Source organism: Brevibacillus sp. NPDC003359, from assembly GCF_042878995.1.
GTDB lineage: Bacteria > Bacillota > Bacilli > Brevibacillales > Brevibacillaceae > Brevibacillus.
In genome coordinates, this window is sequence record NZ_JBIAOR010000001.1 from 1,439,817 (window position 1) to 1,454,372 (window position 14,556).

Annotated in this window: 17 protein-coding genes; all 17 read right to left on the reverse strand. The window is 46.0% G+C overall.

Features of this window, described 5'->3' with window-relative positions:
- Complete coding sequence (flhF, locus tag ACFYU8_RS06475; RefSeq protein WP_390294733.1) at positions 1–1,347, reverse strand: flagellar biosynthesis GTPase FlhF; 1,347 nt, start codon at positions 1,345–1,347, stop codon at positions 1–3.
- Positions 1,344–3,386, reverse strand: a complete 2,043-nt coding sequence (gene flhA / locus ACFYU8_RS06480) for a flagellar biosynthesis protein FlhA (protein WP_390294731.1) — start codon at positions 3,384–3,386, stop codon at positions 1,344–1,346. Before flhA ends, flhF begins: the two co-directional genes overlap by 4 nt.
- 18 nt (positions 3,387–3,404) lie before the next feature.
- Positions 3,405–4,502, reverse strand: a complete 1,098-nt coding sequence (gene flhB, locus ACFYU8_RS06485) for a flagellar biosynthesis protein FlhB (protein ID WP_390294729.1) — start codon at positions 4,500–4,502, stop codon at positions 3,405–3,407.
- Positions 4,499–5,281, reverse strand: coding sequence for a flagellar biosynthetic protein FliR (fliR, locus tag ACFYU8_RS06490; protein ID WP_390294727.1), 783 nt, complete (start codon positions 5,279–5,281; stop codon positions 4,499–4,501). Before fliR ends, flhB begins: the two co-directional genes overlap by 4 nt.
- A gap of 3 nt (positions 5,282–5,284) precedes the next feature.
- Positions 5,285–5,554, reverse strand: a complete 270-nt coding sequence (fliQ, locus tag ACFYU8_RS06495; protein WP_007719290.1) for a flagellar biosynthesis protein FliQ — start codon at positions 5,552–5,554, stop codon at positions 5,285–5,287.
- Between the two features lie 30 nt (positions 5,555–5,584).
- Positions 5,585–6,346 (reverse strand): flagellar type III secretion system pore protein FliP, encoded by a 762-nt coding sequence (gene fliP / locus ACFYU8_RS06500; RefSeq protein WP_390294724.1) that lies wholly within the window; start codon positions 6,344–6,346, stop codon positions 5,585–5,587.
- Positions 6,343–7,023, reverse strand: a complete 681-nt coding sequence (locus ACFYU8_RS06505; RefSeq protein ID WP_390294722.1) for a flagellar biosynthetic protein FliO — start codon at positions 7,021–7,023, stop codon at positions 6,343–6,345. Before ACFYU8_RS06505 ends, fliP begins: the two co-directional genes overlap by 4 nt.
- The gene (locus ACFYU8_RS06510; protein ID WP_007719294.1) at positions 7,023–7,385 is read right to left on the reverse strand and encodes a response regulator; all 363 of its coding nucleotides are present in this window, start codon (positions 7,383–7,385) and stop codon (positions 7,023–7,025) included. Before ACFYU8_RS06510 ends, ACFYU8_RS06505 begins: the two co-directional genes overlap by 1 nt.
- Positions 7,386–7,421: 36 nt before the next feature.
- Positions 7,422–8,780, reverse strand: a complete 1,359-nt coding sequence (gene fliY, locus ACFYU8_RS06515; protein ID WP_390294720.1) for a flagellar motor switch phosphatase FliY — start codon at positions 8,778–8,780, stop codon at positions 7,422–7,424.
- Positions 8,773–9,768, reverse strand: coding sequence for a flagellar motor switch protein FliM (gene fliM / locus ACFYU8_RS06520; RefSeq protein WP_390294718.1), 996 nt, complete (start codon positions 9,766–9,768; stop codon positions 8,773–8,775). The genes fliY and fliM overlap by 8 nt, the downstream gene beginning before the upstream one ends.
- A 39-nt stretch (positions 9,769–9,807) precedes the next feature.
- Positions 9,808–10,263, reverse strand: a complete 456-nt coding sequence (locus ACFYU8_RS06525; protein ID WP_390294715.1) for a flagellar basal body-associated FliL family protein — start codon at positions 10,261–10,263, stop codon at positions 9,808–9,810.
- Between the two features lie 15 nt (positions 10,264–10,278).
- Positions 10,279–10,500, reverse strand: coding sequence for a flagellar FlbD family protein (locus ACFYU8_RS06530; RefSeq protein WP_106840290.1), 222 nt, complete (start codon positions 10,498–10,500; stop codon positions 10,279–10,281).
- Between the two features lie 70 nt (positions 10,501–10,570).
- Positions 10,571–11,389 carry a flagellar basal body rod protein FlgG gene (flgG, locus tag ACFYU8_RS06535; RefSeq protein WP_106840289.1) on the reverse strand — a complete coding sequence of 273 codons (819 nt, stop codon included), beginning with the start codon at positions 11,387–11,389 and terminating at the stop codon, positions 10,571–10,573.
- A 101-nt stretch (positions 11,390–11,490) separates the two neighbouring features.
- On the reverse strand, positions 11,491–11,886 hold the full coding sequence (locus ACFYU8_RS06540; RefSeq protein ID WP_390294712.1) for a TIGR02530 family flagellar biosynthesis protein: 396 nt from the start codon (positions 11,884–11,886) through the stop codon (positions 11,491–11,493).
- Positions 11,887–11,909: 23 nt separating this feature from the next.
- Positions 11,910–13,133 (reverse strand): flagellar hook-length control protein FliK, encoded by a 1,224-nt coding sequence (locus tag ACFYU8_RS06545; protein WP_390294710.1) that lies wholly within the window; start codon positions 13,131–13,133, stop codon positions 11,910–11,912.
- A 61-nt stretch (positions 13,134–13,194) separates the two neighbouring features.
- On the reverse strand, positions 13,195–14,097 hold the full coding sequence (locus ACFYU8_RS06550; RefSeq protein ID WP_390294708.1) for a MotE family protein: 903 nt from the start codon (positions 14,095–14,097) through the stop codon (positions 13,195–13,197).
- A 12-nt stretch (positions 14,098–14,109) separates the two neighbouring features.
- Entirely contained in the window at positions 14,110–14,556 is a 447-nt protein-coding gene (fliJ, locus tag ACFYU8_RS06555) for a flagellar export protein FliJ (RefSeq protein WP_390294705.1), read from the reverse strand.

The window sequence follows — 14,556 nt, forward strand, 5'->3', positions numbered from 1 at the left end:
TTACTCTCCCATAATCTTCGTTGAAACTAGCTCGGGTGTAGCCACAACGATATCATCTGGTACATTTTGACCTGTCGTTACATAGGAGAGTTGTAGATTCATCTCCTGACAAACATTCAGCATCGTGCCAAAGCTGTTCGTTTCATCCGCTTTTGTAAAGATGACTTGCTTCACTTGAACTTCCGAAAAGTTTTGAACGATCGCTTTCATATCGTTGAATTTAGAGCTCAAGCTAAGTACTAGGTAGTTCACGCTGTCTTTTCCATGCTCCAACAATTCACGAATGCCTTCCACGTATTCATCGTTGCGAAAATTTCGTCCAGCCGTATCTACAAAAATGAGGTCACAATCACTTAAGCGTTCCATCGCTGTCGCCATTTCTTTAGGAGAAAAGACAACCTCTAGCGGGACATTCAGGATGTTTGCGTACGTCTTCAGTTGTTCTACAGCCGCCATTCGATACGTATCAGCCGTGATAAAGCCGATTTTTCGCTTTTCCTTCAACATGCTGTTCGCCGCGAGCTTTGCAATAGTCGTTGTTTTTCCAACCCCTGTCGGACCGAAAAAGAAAGCATACCGTACATTCTTACCCAGCTTTGGCGAAGATGCCGTATATGGCTCAATCATGGAAGTGATAATCGTTCGGCATGCCGTAAACGCTTCTTCTTCCGTCCACTTTTCACCCGGCTGAGGCATTTCCATTACTTTTCGAATGATTTCCGCTGTTAGCTCTTCAGTCACTTCCTGCTTCAATAACTGAACACGAATAGACTGTATCGCCGGAGGAAGTTGTTCACTTAAGTCATGCACCAACAACTTTTGAAACATTTGACGCATATCTCGCATTTCAGTAGCAATCGCGTCATGATTGCTTGCGTGTAAAGCTCTTTCTTGGGATGTCGCGACAGGAGCATGCTGCTCAGTTGGTTCTACTTGCTGTGGCACAGCTCTCGTATCTGAGATCTCTTCTTTGGGAGGCATCGTAACCGCGGTTTGTGTCATCGCGGCTACGACCTGCTCCCTACCTGTTGATTCAACATGTTGAGTCTCCGATGTTTTTGTCACAATCGGTTTTCGATACGCTTGAGCAGCCGTGTACGTACCCGTCTGCGATTTGGGCAAAACGTTGTTGGTTCGATGTTCAGCTGCTACCGTGGAATTTTCTCGCTCGGATCCCTTTTCATCGACAGCGGCGATTACTTCGATTCGTTGTTTGCCAAACATCCCGAACAATCCACCTGTTTTGATCGACTTGGAATTAAGAATCACTGCATCTATTCCTAAGTCCGTCCTGATTTTTTCCATTGCTTCTGGCATCGAATCGACAATGTAACGTTTTACCCTCACGAAATGTTCACCATCCCTACGCTTTGCACTTCAACATGTGGTTCGAGCTCGCTGTACGACAAAACGGGAACGTCTGGCATCATGCGTTCTACTAATTGACGCAAGTACATTCGGACCGCTGGTGATGAAAGAATGATCGGCTGTTGACCCGAGTTGATCATTTTGCTCACTTCAGTCGACATGTTTTGGAATATTCGCTGCGACGTTTCCGGATCCATCGCCAGATAGCTTCCTTGCTCAGACTGTTCCACACGTTCAGAGATTGCTTTTTCCAATCCTGCTCCAGCTGTAAGCACGCGAAGTGGCTGTCCAGGCTCCGAAAATTGGAGTGTAATCTGTCTCGCCATGGCTTGTCTCACATATTCAGTCAACACATCTGGATCTTTTGTAAACAAGGCATGATCCGCGAGTGCTTCGAGAATGACGTGGAGATTTCGAACAGATACTTTTTCACGCAACAGCTTCTGCAATACTTTTTGTACGTCCCCAATGGCAAGCATACTTGGAATCAGCTCGTCTACGAGAACTGGTGCTGTCTCCCTTACATTGTCGATCAGTGCCCTTGTCTCCTGGCGACCTAACAATTCGTGGGCATGTCGCTTAATGACCTCTGTCAAGTGTGTAGCCACAACAGATGGCGGATCGACAACTGTATAGCCAGACAGCTCAGCAATCTCCTTATTCTCTTCTGTTACCCATAATGCAGGCAATCCAAACGCAGGTTCTACGGTTTCTATACCAACAATAGAATCATCTTCGATCCCTGGGCTCATCGCCAGATAGTGATCCAGCATGATTTCCCCTTTTGCGACTTGGTTGCCTTTTATTTTGATCATGTATTCATTCGGTCGAAGCTGGATGTTGTCACGTATACGAATGACCGGTACAACGATCCCCATCTCGAGTGCGATTTGTCTTCGAATCATAATGACCCGATCTAGCAGATCTCCTCCCTGCTTCACATCGGCAAGCGGGATTAATCCATAACCGAACTCGAATTCGATCGGATCGACCTGTAACAGGTTCACGACGCTTTCTGGACTGCGTACTTCTTCCAATTGCTGCTCTTCCACCTGGTCGGCGGATTCTTGGATTTGCATCTTTTGGTTCTTCTCCATTTTCCAAGCAGCAAATCCCATTATCCCGCATACCGGAAGTACAGGTAGAATTCCAATCGGTGTAAAGAGCCCCAGCAATAACATGCATCCGGCTACGATATAGAGAAGACGCGGAAAGCTGAACATTTGCTTGACGATGTCTTCACCAAGACCTTCACCAGAAGTGGAACGCGTTACAATAATACCCGCTGCGGTCGAGATTAAGAGCGCTGGAATCTGGCTCACCAGTGCGTCACCGACAGACATGGTAGTGAATCGAGAGGCAGATTCTGCAAAGCTCATATCGTGGATGAGCATCCCGATGATAAAACCACCGATAATATTTACGATAAAAATGATAATACCCGCGATGGCGTCCCCTTTTACGAATTTGCTGGCACCATCCATTGCTCCATAAAAGTCAGCTTCGTTCTCAATCTTTTTTCTTCGGACACGTGCATCTGCTTCTGTGATCATTCCTGCATTCAGATCCGCGTCGATACTCATCTGTTTACCAGGCATCGCGTCGAGCGTAAAACGTGCTGCTACCTCAGCTACACGCTCAGAACCTTTCGTGATTACGATAAACTGAATGATGATCAAGATCAGAAACACGACGAAACCGACGACTTGATTACCACCGACTACGAAGCTACCGAACGTTTCGATAACTTTACCGCCTTCACCGTGCGATAGAATATTTCTCGTCGTCGACACGTTCAAGGCTAGTCGAAAAAGTGTTGTAATAAGCAAAACCGTTGGAAAGATCGAGAATTCCAAAGTTTCTTTTGTATACATCGACACAAGCAAGATGGTCAATGCAAGGGAGATATTCAAAATCAACAGCAAATCAAGTAGCGCTGAAGGAAGTGGGATTACCATCATGACAACAATGCTTATGACAAAAAGGATCGTACCAACTTCTTTAAATTTGAATCCCACTGGTTATCCTCCTTCCATTTATTTCACTTTCCCTTGCAGCTTGTAGACGTACGCGAGAACTTCCGCGACCGCTTTAAACATCTCTTCGGGAATTTGTTGCCCAACTTCAACTTGACTATAGAGAGCCCGGGCCAAGGGCTTGTTTTCCATGGTAACGATACGATGCTTTTTCGCTACTTCCCTTATTTTTAATGCTAGATAGTCTTGCCCCTTGGCGATTACCGTCGGTGCACTCATCGCACTTGCGTCATAGCGAACGGCAACAGCAAAGTGTGTCGGGTTCGTAATAATGACATCCGCTTTGGGAAGCTCCTGCATCATACGGCGAATGGCCATACTTCTTTGCCGTTCACGAATCTTCCCTTTGATGAGTGGATCACCTTCCGCTTGCTTATGCTCGTCCTTGAGATCCTGCTTGGACATCCGCAGATTCTTTTCATGCTCATAACGCTGATAGGCGTAGTCCAGAATCGCGAGAATGAAAAGCAATAACCCGAGATAGATTCCTAGCTTTGTCACCTCTTCGGCAGTAAACGATAAGACTGCACCGAGAGACATTAAGGAAAGCTGTACAACTTGTTCCTTTGCATTCCACAAAATGACATACGCGACATAGATGCCTGCGCTTATTTTTAATAAAGACTTCAGTAGCTCTACGAGCGAGCGTAAGGAAAAAATTCGTTTTGCCCCTTTAATCGGATCGATCTTTTCCAGCTTCATTTGAAGGGGCTCTGCACTAATTAGCCAGCCTACCTGCATGTAGTTCACCGCAAATGCAATCAGAAAACTCAAGGCCAAGATAGGTCCTACAATTTTTATCGCTTCAAATACGAGCTGCATCACGATGACTTTTAAATTCTCTTCATTTAGTTGCCACGTGGTGTATGTAATCAATGACTCGCGCATCAAATCTTGAAATGTGCCTAGCATGGTAGAGCCAAGCATCATCAACAGAAAGAAAAATGCGGTCAAAGATAGGGCTGGGGAAAGATCCTGACTTTTCGCGACTTGCCCTTTTTTGCGTGCGTCTTGCTTTTTCTTGGGCGTGGCTTTTTCTGTCTTTTCCCCATTAAAAAATTGAAGATCTACTTGATAAGAAACTCTCAATTGATTCATGGTGATCCTCCGAGCGATTTCATCATTTCTGCAAGTGCCCGGAACATGTTTCCAAACAATCCGTTCAGGGTCAGCAAGAACGCAGGCATCACCACAATAAGCAGTAAAAAGCCGGCAAGCAGTTTAATGGGCAAACCCACCACAAAGATATTAAACTGCGGGACAGATTTGGCGATAATACCAAGAGAGAGATCAACCAGAAACAATGCGACGACGATCGGTGCCGCAATCATAAATGCACTTACAAACATTGTTTGAAATGTTTTTACTGCTGTCATCATGACGTTTTCGCTTCCGAAAGCCGCCCACATGATGTCCACCGGTATAACCTGGTAACTGCTTATCACACCTCGTATCAGCATGTGATGCCCGTCAATACTGAAAAAGTACAGGACAGCGAGAATGTTTTTGAAGTTACCTGTCACCGGGATGTATGTACCCGTTTTGGGGTCAATAACGTTTGCCATTGCGAGACCCATCTGCATGTCCATCAGTCCGCCGGCAACCTGAATCGCGATAAACATCATTTCGCATATGTAACCAAGAATGAGACCAACAAGCGCTTCCTTCATGACGTACAGAATAAATGTCAAATCCATCGGAATCTCGCCTTGTACCGGTAAAGATTGAAAACTGATGACGGCCATGATAAACGCCAGACCGATTTTAAACTGATTCGGTACACCACGAATAGAGAAGAACGGAGCCGTTACAAAAAACGCACTCATTCGGACAAAAACCAGCAAGAATACGGGCAAATACATCAGAAAAAGATTCATAGGCTACCCAACAAAACGATGAAGGTTACCGAAGATCCCCATCGTAAAATCAAGCAGTACCCGAAGCATCCATGGGCCAGCAGCCAAGATCACGACAAATACGGCCACGATCTTTGGAATGAAAGCGAGTGTCTGCTCCTGAATTTGTGTCGTTGCCTGAAAGACACTGACCATCAAACCGACCAGTAAGGCGACCCCAAGTGCGGGTGCCGAAATCAGCAGGATGGTATAAACAGAGCTTTGGGCAATCTGCATAAGTAATTCTTGTGTCATGCTCTACCTCCTGAGGCATTCGGAATGTCGCTAAAAACTGGTCAAAAGTGATCTCACAATGAGATACCAGCCGTCCACCATGATGAACAATAAAATCTTAAACGGCAATGAAATCATAACCGGCGGCAACATCATCATCCCCATCCCCATCAAAATACTGGAGATGATCATATCAATTACGAGAAATGGAATGAATATCATAAATCCGATCTGAAAAGCCGTCTTCAATTCACTAATAGCAAAAGCAGGTACCAGCGCATTCAATGGAATATCTTGAATCGATTTTGGTCGTTCGGCTTTTGTATACTCCAGAAATAGTGCTAAATCTTTTTCACGTGTCTGCTTTGCCATAAATTCCTTAAACGGTGTGACCGCTGCGTTTAATGCTTGCTCTTGCGTTAGCTTTCCTTGCATAAATGGCTGTACGGCTGTTTCGTTTACTTGTCCGAGTGTCGGAGCCATTATGAAAAAAGTCATAAATAACGCAAGGGCAATCAAGACCTGATTCGGGGGCATTTGCTGAGTTGCCAAAGCATTTCGTACAAAAGACAAGACAATGATAATTCGCGCAAAACTGGTCATTAAAAGCAAAATGGCTGGAGCTACAGATAGTACTGTCAAAATCAGTAACAGCTGAATGGCCGTTGATGTCTCCTGCGGTGTTCCTGTTCCGCCGCCTATCTTCAAATCAATGCTCGGAACAAGCGGTGTACCCGCTGGCGCCGCCATGACTATCTCAGGTACGGATAGCAACACTGCGACAAGCATCAGCACCTGCAAAAAATATTTCATTTTTGGTCCCCTCTGTCCTGAGCTTGCTCATTCTCCCAATGTTCTGTTTGGTGTGGACGATTTTTCAAGTCGTTCCATTGACCCTGCAACAGATCTTGAAAGCTTTTGCCGTCCATATCAGAAGAAAACAAGATTTCTTCTTCTGCCTGCTTTTTCTTACCGAAGGGGAGCCAATCTAGCGAGATTGGACTTTTCATCGGTTTGATCTCTGCGTCAGCCAAGATCAGATCTACTTCTTCACCCGGTTCGATCCTACGAAGCAATTGAACGTTTTCTCCCACTCCCACGATGTACAATGACTCGCCGATCATGACAACCTGCAGCGTTTTGCCATTACCTAAGGCAGTAGCGCTAACCACTTTAATCGGTCCATGACTTTGAGCACCTTGACGTCGACCAAGAAAACGGAGCAATAAAAAGATCAATACTGCAATAAAGCCAAGCGAAAAGATGACTTGAACTAGATACCCGATCATACTTCCTGTTCCGCTGCCCGGAATGGCCGCCGGCTGTTCACTGCCGGCGGGCGCATTGCTAGTTGGCACTTTTCCCTGGTTGTACGCATCCGCTACTGAACCTTCCGCAAAAACGGTACTCGGCAGGGAGGAGACGAAAAGCAACAGGATCAGACTGAAGGCTAAAATGAGTCTTGCCCCTGCATTCCGGATCATCATCATTAGCTCATTGTCTTTTTGATCGCTTCCAGAACGCGATCCGCCTGGAATGGTTTTACGATGAAGTCTTTTGCGCCCGCCTGAATCGCATCGATTACCATCGCTTGTTGTCCCATCGCGGAGCACATGATCACGCGTGCGTTAGGATCCAACTTTTTAATTTCTTTCAATGCAGAAATTCCATCCATCTCTGGCATGGTAATATCCATGGTTACGAGATCAGGTCCCAACTCTTTGTATTTTTCAACTGCTTGTGCACCGTCACTTGCTTCCCCTACGACGCTGTACCCATTTTTCGAAAGAATTTCCTTGATCATCATACGCATGAATGCTGCATCGTCGACGATTAAAACTTTGTTAGACATGAATAGCTCCTCCCTAATACTTCCCTCTTGATTGTATTATTGTAATTTTTGAACACGATCTATCTGACTGATGATGTCTGTAACACGAACCCCAAAGTTCTCATCAATGACGACAACCTCGCCCTTGGCAATTAATTTGTTGTTCACCAATATGTCTACATGCTCACCTGCCAGCTTGTCCAACTGTATAATCGATCCAGCGGACAAGTCAAGGATTTCTCTAATAAGCTTTTTCGTACGCCCTAACTCTACTGTTACTTGCAAAGGAATGTCGTGAAGCAGGTTCAAGTTCTGTATGTCTCCTGTATACATAGGAGCACCTCCAAGCGGAGCAAATTGTGCTGGTACTACATTCGCCTGACTAGCGACAGGACCCCCGAAATGCTGAGGTGTTGGCGGAGCCATTGGAGCCTGCTGATACATGCCTGGGTACGGAGCGTAGCCAGGTGGCATCATTGGTTGTCCATACGCGTCAGGATACATCGGCTGTCCTGGGTAGCCCATTGGCTGTGCGTAACCCGGCGGTTGCTGATACATCGGCTGTTGTTGTTGTGGCGGCGCTACAGGCGGCACGTGGCTCTGTGGCTGCTCTGGCGCACTTGATTGGATAGAAGGAGCCGACAGACTCATAGCAGGCAGAGAAGGCAACTCTATCTCATCTATGAGAGCCGCCGCTGCTGCTTCATCCTCTGAACCTCCAACCAGTCTATCAATCATCTTTTTCGCAAAGGAGAGCGGAAGAAGCTGCATAATATTTGAATCGATAAGTTCACCTTGCTCTCCTACCTTTAAGCGGAAAGATACTTTCACCAAAGGACTGTCATCATCAGAGAAGCTGTCTCCACCCTTGCCTTGCGCAAGATCCATTACATCAATGCCTGGTGGCGTAATATTAATGAACTGGTTGAAAATCGTCGACATGGACGTAGCAGCGGAACCCATCATCTGATTCATCGCTTCCTGAACCGCGCTAATATGAAGCTCTGACATTTCAGTGTTCGCCGGTCTGCCGTCTCCACCCATCATCAGATCCGCGATAACTGCAGCATCTTCCATGCGAATGACTAACAAGTTAATTCCTTTGAAACCATCTGTATATTCCACGTGGACTGCCACGTGAGGAATCGGAAATTCGCTTTCCAATTCATCGACATTGACTACGGTAACAGTAGGGGTTGTAATATCTACTTTTTGACTTAACAAAGTAGATAACGCAGTAGCTGCGCTCCCAAAGGAGATATTACCAATTTCTCCGAGTGCATCCTGTTCAAACGGGGACAGAAATTCGGCAACATCCTTGGTCACTACCGACACAGCTTCCTCTTCGTCCTCAACCAAGTTGTTCGCACGTAACAGCGCGTCAATCTCGTCTTGAGAAAGCATATCTCTACTCATTTTGTTCCTCCCCCTCTTCTATGACTTCATCAATCTGTACGGCGACTCTTCCTTTAAGTGTTCCTGGCTGACCCAAGAACTTTAAATGGTCGCCCACTTTAATTTTCAACTTGTTGTCAATCGATTGATCTAATTGAATAACATCGCCTTTTTGTAGCTGCAGGAAATCTCCTACAGTAATCGTAGCCGTTCCCATTTCAGCAACAATCGGCAATTTTGCAACTTTTACTCGATCTTCTACACGCAGACGCTCTTCTTCATCCCGCGTTTTCTTTTGTTTGGAGAACCAGTATTGTCCAGACAGCTTTGCCATGATTGGCTCCAGTACCACGTGAGGCAAACAGAGGTTGATCATTCCCGTTGTATCCCCGATTTTGGTACTAAAAGAGATTACCACGACAATCTCGTTTGGCGAGACGATCTGCATGAACTGTGGATTCATCTCCAAACCTTCCTGATACGGATCCAGCTCAATGATTTGCTTCCATGCCTCGTGGAAAGTATCCAGCGCTTTGCCGAATACACGTTCCATCACCGTTGTTTCAATTTCCGTAAGGGCGCCCATCTTTTCCGGAATCGCCCCCTGTCCTCCCAGAAGTCGATCCAGCATGGTATAGGCGATGTTTGGATTTACTTCCAAAACCATTCGTCCTTCCAGTGGAGGAGCTTCAAAGATGTTCAAGATGGTCATCTTGGGAATAGAACGTATAAATTCGTCATACGGCAATTGATCGACGGAGGCAACCGTAATTTGCACGAAGGTACGGAGCTGAGCTGAAAAATACGTAGTCAACAGCCTCGCGTAGTTTTCATGGATTCGCGTTAAACCGCGGATCTGATCTTTTGAGAACCGCAGGGCGCGTTTGAAATCATATACTTTGATTTTACGCTCAGTTTCTTCCTTTTTCAGCTCGTTGGCATCCATTTCGCCCGAAGATAGGGCAGCCAACAGCGCATCAATCTCACTCTGTGAGAGAACCTCGGCCATATGTCGTCACCTCCTTGCTATGTATACCATAATCGCTTCCTATGACAAGACGCGTTTGGTTGTCACTACTTGAACAATCTTACCTTCTTGCATCAGGGAGCTGATTTCATTCATGATTTTTGCTTCCAGCTTGTTCACACCTTCAGTTCCTTTAATGTCTTCTGGTGTCAACCCCGCCAATGTTTTAATAATCACCTGATTGACTTGCGGCAAACGCTGCTCCAACTCAGTTTTAGCATCAGCACTGTCGGCCGTAATGCTAAAGCGGACAATCATGTAATTATTCGTTAGCAAGTTCGTAGTAATTTCGCCAGTGTCAACGGAGAACTCTTTCATTTTCTCAGCCGTTAGCTGCTTCACTTCTTGCTCTTCCGTTGTGGCTGTTTGAGCAGCCGGAGAGAGATACGTTTGCCAGAGAACAAACGTGATCACTCCCAGTAGCGATATCGCGATAATAATGATTAGAGCCATGTTAAACAATCGATTTTGAAACATCGCTAATGCCTCCCGCTATTCATTTGAATCACCCGGCATTCTCGGTATAGACGTTGCCGGAGGAACATTATGATAAAAAGCCTGAACACGTTCAGCGATGGATTCCACCGAATCCTTCACGATGTACTTTCTGTCGTTGAACAGCGTAATCACGCTATCCGGAGTTGCTTCAACAGTTTCAATGTGAGTGATGTTCAGATAAAAAGTCGAGCCGTTAAATCGAGTTAACTTAATCATTGGCTGCTCCTTTCCGGATCAAGCTGGGGAAGGCTTAGAACACTTCCCCGGCCATTTCCGTTAAACGAAATTATCGTTTCAGGTTCACCAGTTCTTCTAGTACTGTGTCTGATGTCGTGATGATCCGAGAGTTTGCTTGGAAACCGCGTTGCGCCACGATCATTTCTGTAAATTCTTCAGAAAGGTCAACGTTGGACATTTCCAGTTGTCCTGCGATGATGCTTACTTTTGCATCTGCTGGCGTCACTGGTGTCAACGGGTCATCATCATTCGCTCCAGCGTTTACTGTGTTTTCGTAAAGATTGTTCCCAATCTTCTTCAAACCACCTGGGTTATTGAAGGTCATTACCCCAATGGTATTCGCAGAGTCTAAGGCACCTGTCTCATCCACCGTTGTGATGACTCCGTCTTTTCCGATGGAGTAAGAAACAATTCCATCATTTTGGTTGATCTGAATGACACCTGGATCAGAGTTCATCAGCTTCATACCTTGGGAATTTACCAGGTAACCCTCAGCATCACGTGTAAAGTTGCCTGCACGCGTATAATAGATCGTGGCTCCTTCATCCGGGCTTACCATAAAGAATCCATCGCCCTCAATAGATAGATCTGTCGGAAGGTTGGTTGTCATTGGACTACCTGCTGAGAAAACAGTATCAATAGAAGCAATGGAAGCGCCAAGACCGATCTGAGTCGGGTTAGTCCCGCCCTTTCCACCAGCTGTAGGAGCCCCAGCCCCTTGAACGTTCTGGCTCAAAATATCTTGAAACATGACGCGACCCTTTTTGAAACCAACGGTGTTTACGTTTGCGATATTATTACCAATAACATCCAACTTTGTTTGAAACCCACGCAAGCCTGAAATACCTGAATACATAGATCGAAGCATACTAACTTCCTCCTTTACCTTCTCATTTACAACGGCTACCTCAGTCAGTCGGTAGCCGAATGGGCTTCCTCAAAAGGAGGTCCAGCCCAGTAAACAGCCACCTACACGAAAATGGCACTGTCAATGTTAGTAAATACGTTGTCCTTCATGCTGCCATCGTCTACGGCGGTAATAATTTTCCGATTTACGATGCTCACGACGTAGGCCACATTATCCATCATAATGAGAGACTCTCTGGCGCCTTTGGCGGCTGCTTTTTGTACAGCGGATTCCAAACGCTCCATCTGCTGTCTTTCTAGCGTAATGCCCCGCTCCTGCAAGCGATTGACGGCGTGCTGGCTAAAGCTAAGTGGCTCCGCCTTGGTTACAGCGCCAATCGATTCCGTTAAATACTGCTGAAATAACTTGTTGTTTCCCGGCGCAGTTTGGGTAGTAGCTTTTGCGACGTGATTCGTTTTCGGAGGAAAGTAGGGTTGCCCGACTCGAAAATGGTTCATGGCGCTTCCTCCTTTATCCAATCCTAGACGATGTCGTCAATGCCGCGAGCCGTTTCCCGCAATCGATTCCATAGCACTTCTGATGATTCATTGCTGTCTACCAGGGCATCGAGAGCAAATTCTTGCTCGTCTTTATCTTGCTGTTGTCGATTCTCTTGTTGCTGTCTTGCTTGTTCACGCTGCTGTTGGAAGTTAAAAGCTGTATCCTGCTGCTGGTTTACCTCCAAGCGATCAACCTGCAAGCCTTGTTGAGTCAAAGCAGCTCGAAGCTGCGGAAGCTGATTGTCCAGCATTTCCTTTCCAGCCTGTGTTTCGGCATGGAACTGTGCTGTAATCACTCCATTTTGGGAAGTAATCGTTACATCTACTTGACCCAAAGCTTGTGGATTCAAAATCAGCCTTGCCTCATGTACACCATTGTTTTGCGTCAACTGCATTTTGGACACGAAAAGCTGTGTGACTTGCTGTGTCAGTTGATTGGCGTTCACATGATGCGTTGGAACCGCCTGCTGCGAAAAGGTCTGCACAGATTGTGTCTGCGTATTAGATGAAGCAATGATCGGTGTCTGACCATTTCCATTCAACATACCCTCTTGTGCATTGCCTTCTTGATTCAAAAGGCCGCCTTGCAGGGTAGGCTGTACAGTCTGAGACTGAATCCCTGCCTCCAGCTTGTAAGCCGAGAGACCTTGGTTCAAACGCAGTGGAGAAATCGTCTTAAATGTGTCCTGCTGGGTTGTGTTCATGTTTGCCGTCACATCAGATCGCAAGTTCAGTCCACTTCGTTTTGACTCCTCAGCATTTCCTTTTTGATTCTTCAGGGATTCGAGAAGAGCTGCCAGCTTGTCCAATTCATTTGGAGTTGCTTCCCCTTTTTTCAGGTTAGCTAAAATCTGCTTTAAATCCTCACTCACTTGACTAGCATTTCCTTGCGCTTTACCCAAGAGTTGTTCAATTGCAGTTGCAAATTTTTCTTGGGCGTCAGGCGGTAATTCGTCTTGCGTAGCTTGACCGGAGCCAAGCAGTTGAGCAAATAATGCCATGAGCTCAGCTAACGCTAGCATTTCCTCTTCACTTAAACCCTCTGGCGCCACCATTGTATCTTCTGGGTTCCCCACCTGATCCAGCACCTGCATCAATTGCATGGAAAACATTTGACCTAAACCAGTTCCTCCCGCATTTGCTACAGGTGTAGCTGTTACAGATCCTGCTGAACCTACGGCAGGAGTCAAATTGGCCACATTCATCTCGTTCACCTCCTCTTTTTAATTTGTTGCTTATAGGAACGAAAACAGATGATTGCTCAATCTATTTTCGAAGCAACTCTGTCGTGATGCGAGCCGCCAGATTGCCATCTTCTTTCTTGTCTTCATTGGCGATCGCAGAGAGAGTTTGTGCCCGTTTATCCACAGGCAAATTTTTCATTAAAGCGATGGCTTGACCCTGGTTTGTCTGCATAAGTGAACGAATGATAGCAGCAGCATCCGCTGGTGGCAATTGTGCGAAAGTCTTTTTCAGTTCCTCTGCAGATTCAGAACCATCACGCGTATCGCTTAACGCTTTTGTCAGAACATCAACTCGTTGTTGCAGAGCCGCGATGTCATCATCTTTGTTCACTACTGAATCTTTTAATAAGATCGAAATATCGGCAGCTTTCTTCGGTTCCATCTTGGCCAAAATGTCTGCCTGTTGTGCAGGCTTCATTTTTGTCATGACGGCAACTGACTCTTGCAGCTTTAGATTTTCAATAATGGCTGCCGCATTCTTTGGAGACATGGTTGTATACACTTTTGCCAAGTCTGTAAATTGCTTTTGACGCTCTTCCTCAGTCGTACGCTTATCTTCCATTGCCTTGTTTACATCATCCAGCTGCTTTTCCAGCGCCGTAATGGTGGCGTCTTTCTTTGCTGACTCTTCTGTTAGCGTCGTAATCTGCTGCTGGTTTTTTGATTGATTTTGCTGTAGGGTTGCCACTTGTTTGTTCATATCAGGTTGTTCTTCCGAATCGGGAGTTGCCGCATATTCGTCCGGGACTAATTTTTCCACGTACGGTATGGAGTTAGCCCAGTTGAGAACAGTCCCTAACACGTTTACTCCGAGCAAGCTCAGGAGTACACCGCCAAGGAGGCTGGCAAACAGTGCAGGAATGACAATCATATAAAAAAACCATTCCCACCTGCCGTATTCCCGTTCTTCTTGGATTTCTTCCATTTGGAACCTCCCTCAGTAGCTTCGGCGAAGATAGAGCTGCGTACCGATCTCATCCAACTCTTTTTGCTCTCTTTGCTTCTGGTCGTCCAGAAATTGGTGGAGCGACTTTTCCCGAAGGCGTTGCCATAGTTGGGACTCTTTCATACGTTCCGTCAATCGTGACTGACAGCGTTCCACATCCTGTTCACAACCGTGCAAGGTATGTTGCTGATTGTGAATGGATCTCGCAACAGATTGCTGATATTGCGTAATGGAAATGAGCTGCGCAGCACTGCATGTCTGCATCTGTACTTCCTGGAGCTTTATCGTCATCTCGTCATGATGCACGGTTAGTTGAGAAAGCTTCCACTCTTCTTCGTTTTTACGCTGGATCGACTTTCCGAAAGCCCACTCTGCTTGTTCTTTTTCTTTTTCCTTTAAATCAAGAACCTTTTGGAGATGAAACTGAAACACTCGCAC

Excerpts from the sequence above, each read along its gene's own strand:
- ACFYU8_RS06550 (WP_390294708.1), bottom strand. The coding sequence starts at position 14,097 with ATGGAAGAAATCCAAGAAGAACGGGAATACGGCAGGTGGGAATGGTTT.
- fliQ (WP_007719290.1), bottom strand. The coding sequence starts at position 5,554 with ATGACACAAGAATTACTTATGCAGATTGCCCAAAGCTCTGTTTATACC.
- fliR (WP_390294727.1), bottom strand. The coding sequence starts at position 5,281 with ATGAATCTTTTTCTGATGTATTTGCCCGTATTCTTGCTGGTTTTTGTC.
- flhB (WP_390294729.1), bottom strand. The coding sequence starts at position 4,502 with ATGAATCAATTGAGAGTTTCTTATCAAGTAGATCTTCAATTTTTTAAT.
- ACFYU8_RS06510 (WP_007719294.1), bottom strand. The coding sequence starts at position 7,385 with ATGTCTAACAAAGTTTTAATCGTCGACGATGCAGCATTCATGCGTATG.
- ACFYU8_RS06545 (WP_390294710.1), bottom strand. The coding sequence starts at position 13,133 with ATGAATGTGGCCAATTTGACTCCTGCCGTAGGTTCAGCAGGATCTGTA.
- ACFYU8_RS06505 (WP_390294722.1), bottom strand. The coding sequence starts at position 7,023 with ATGATGATGATCCGGAATGCAGGGGCAAGACTCATTTTAGCCTTCAGT.
- fliY (WP_390294720.1), bottom strand. The coding sequence starts at position 8,780 with ATGAGTAGAGATATGCTTTCTCAAGACGAGATTGACGCGCTGTTACGT.
- ACFYU8_RS06540 (WP_390294712.1), bottom strand. The coding sequence starts at position 11,886 with ATGAACCATTTTCGAGTCGGGCAACCCTACTTTCCTCCGAAAACGAAT.
- fliM (WP_390294718.1), bottom strand. The coding sequence starts at position 9,768 with ATGGCCGAGGTTCTCTCACAGAGTGAGATTGATGCGCTGTTGGCTGCC.
- fliP (WP_390294724.1), bottom strand. The coding sequence starts at position 6,346 with ATGAAATATTTTTTGCAGGTGCTGATGCTTGTCGCAGTGTTGCTATCC.
- ACFYU8_RS06525 (WP_390294715.1), bottom strand. The coding sequence starts at position 10,263 with ATGTTTCAAAATCGATTGTTTAACATGGCTCTAATCATTATTATCGCG.
- ACFYU8_RS06530 (WP_106840290.1), bottom strand. The coding sequence starts at position 10,500 with ATGATTAAGTTAACTCGATTTAACGGCTCGACTTTTTATCTGAACATC.
- flgG (WP_106840289.1), bottom strand. The coding sequence starts at position 11,389 with ATGCTTCGATCTATGTATTCAGGTATTTCAGGCTTGCGTGGGTTTCAA.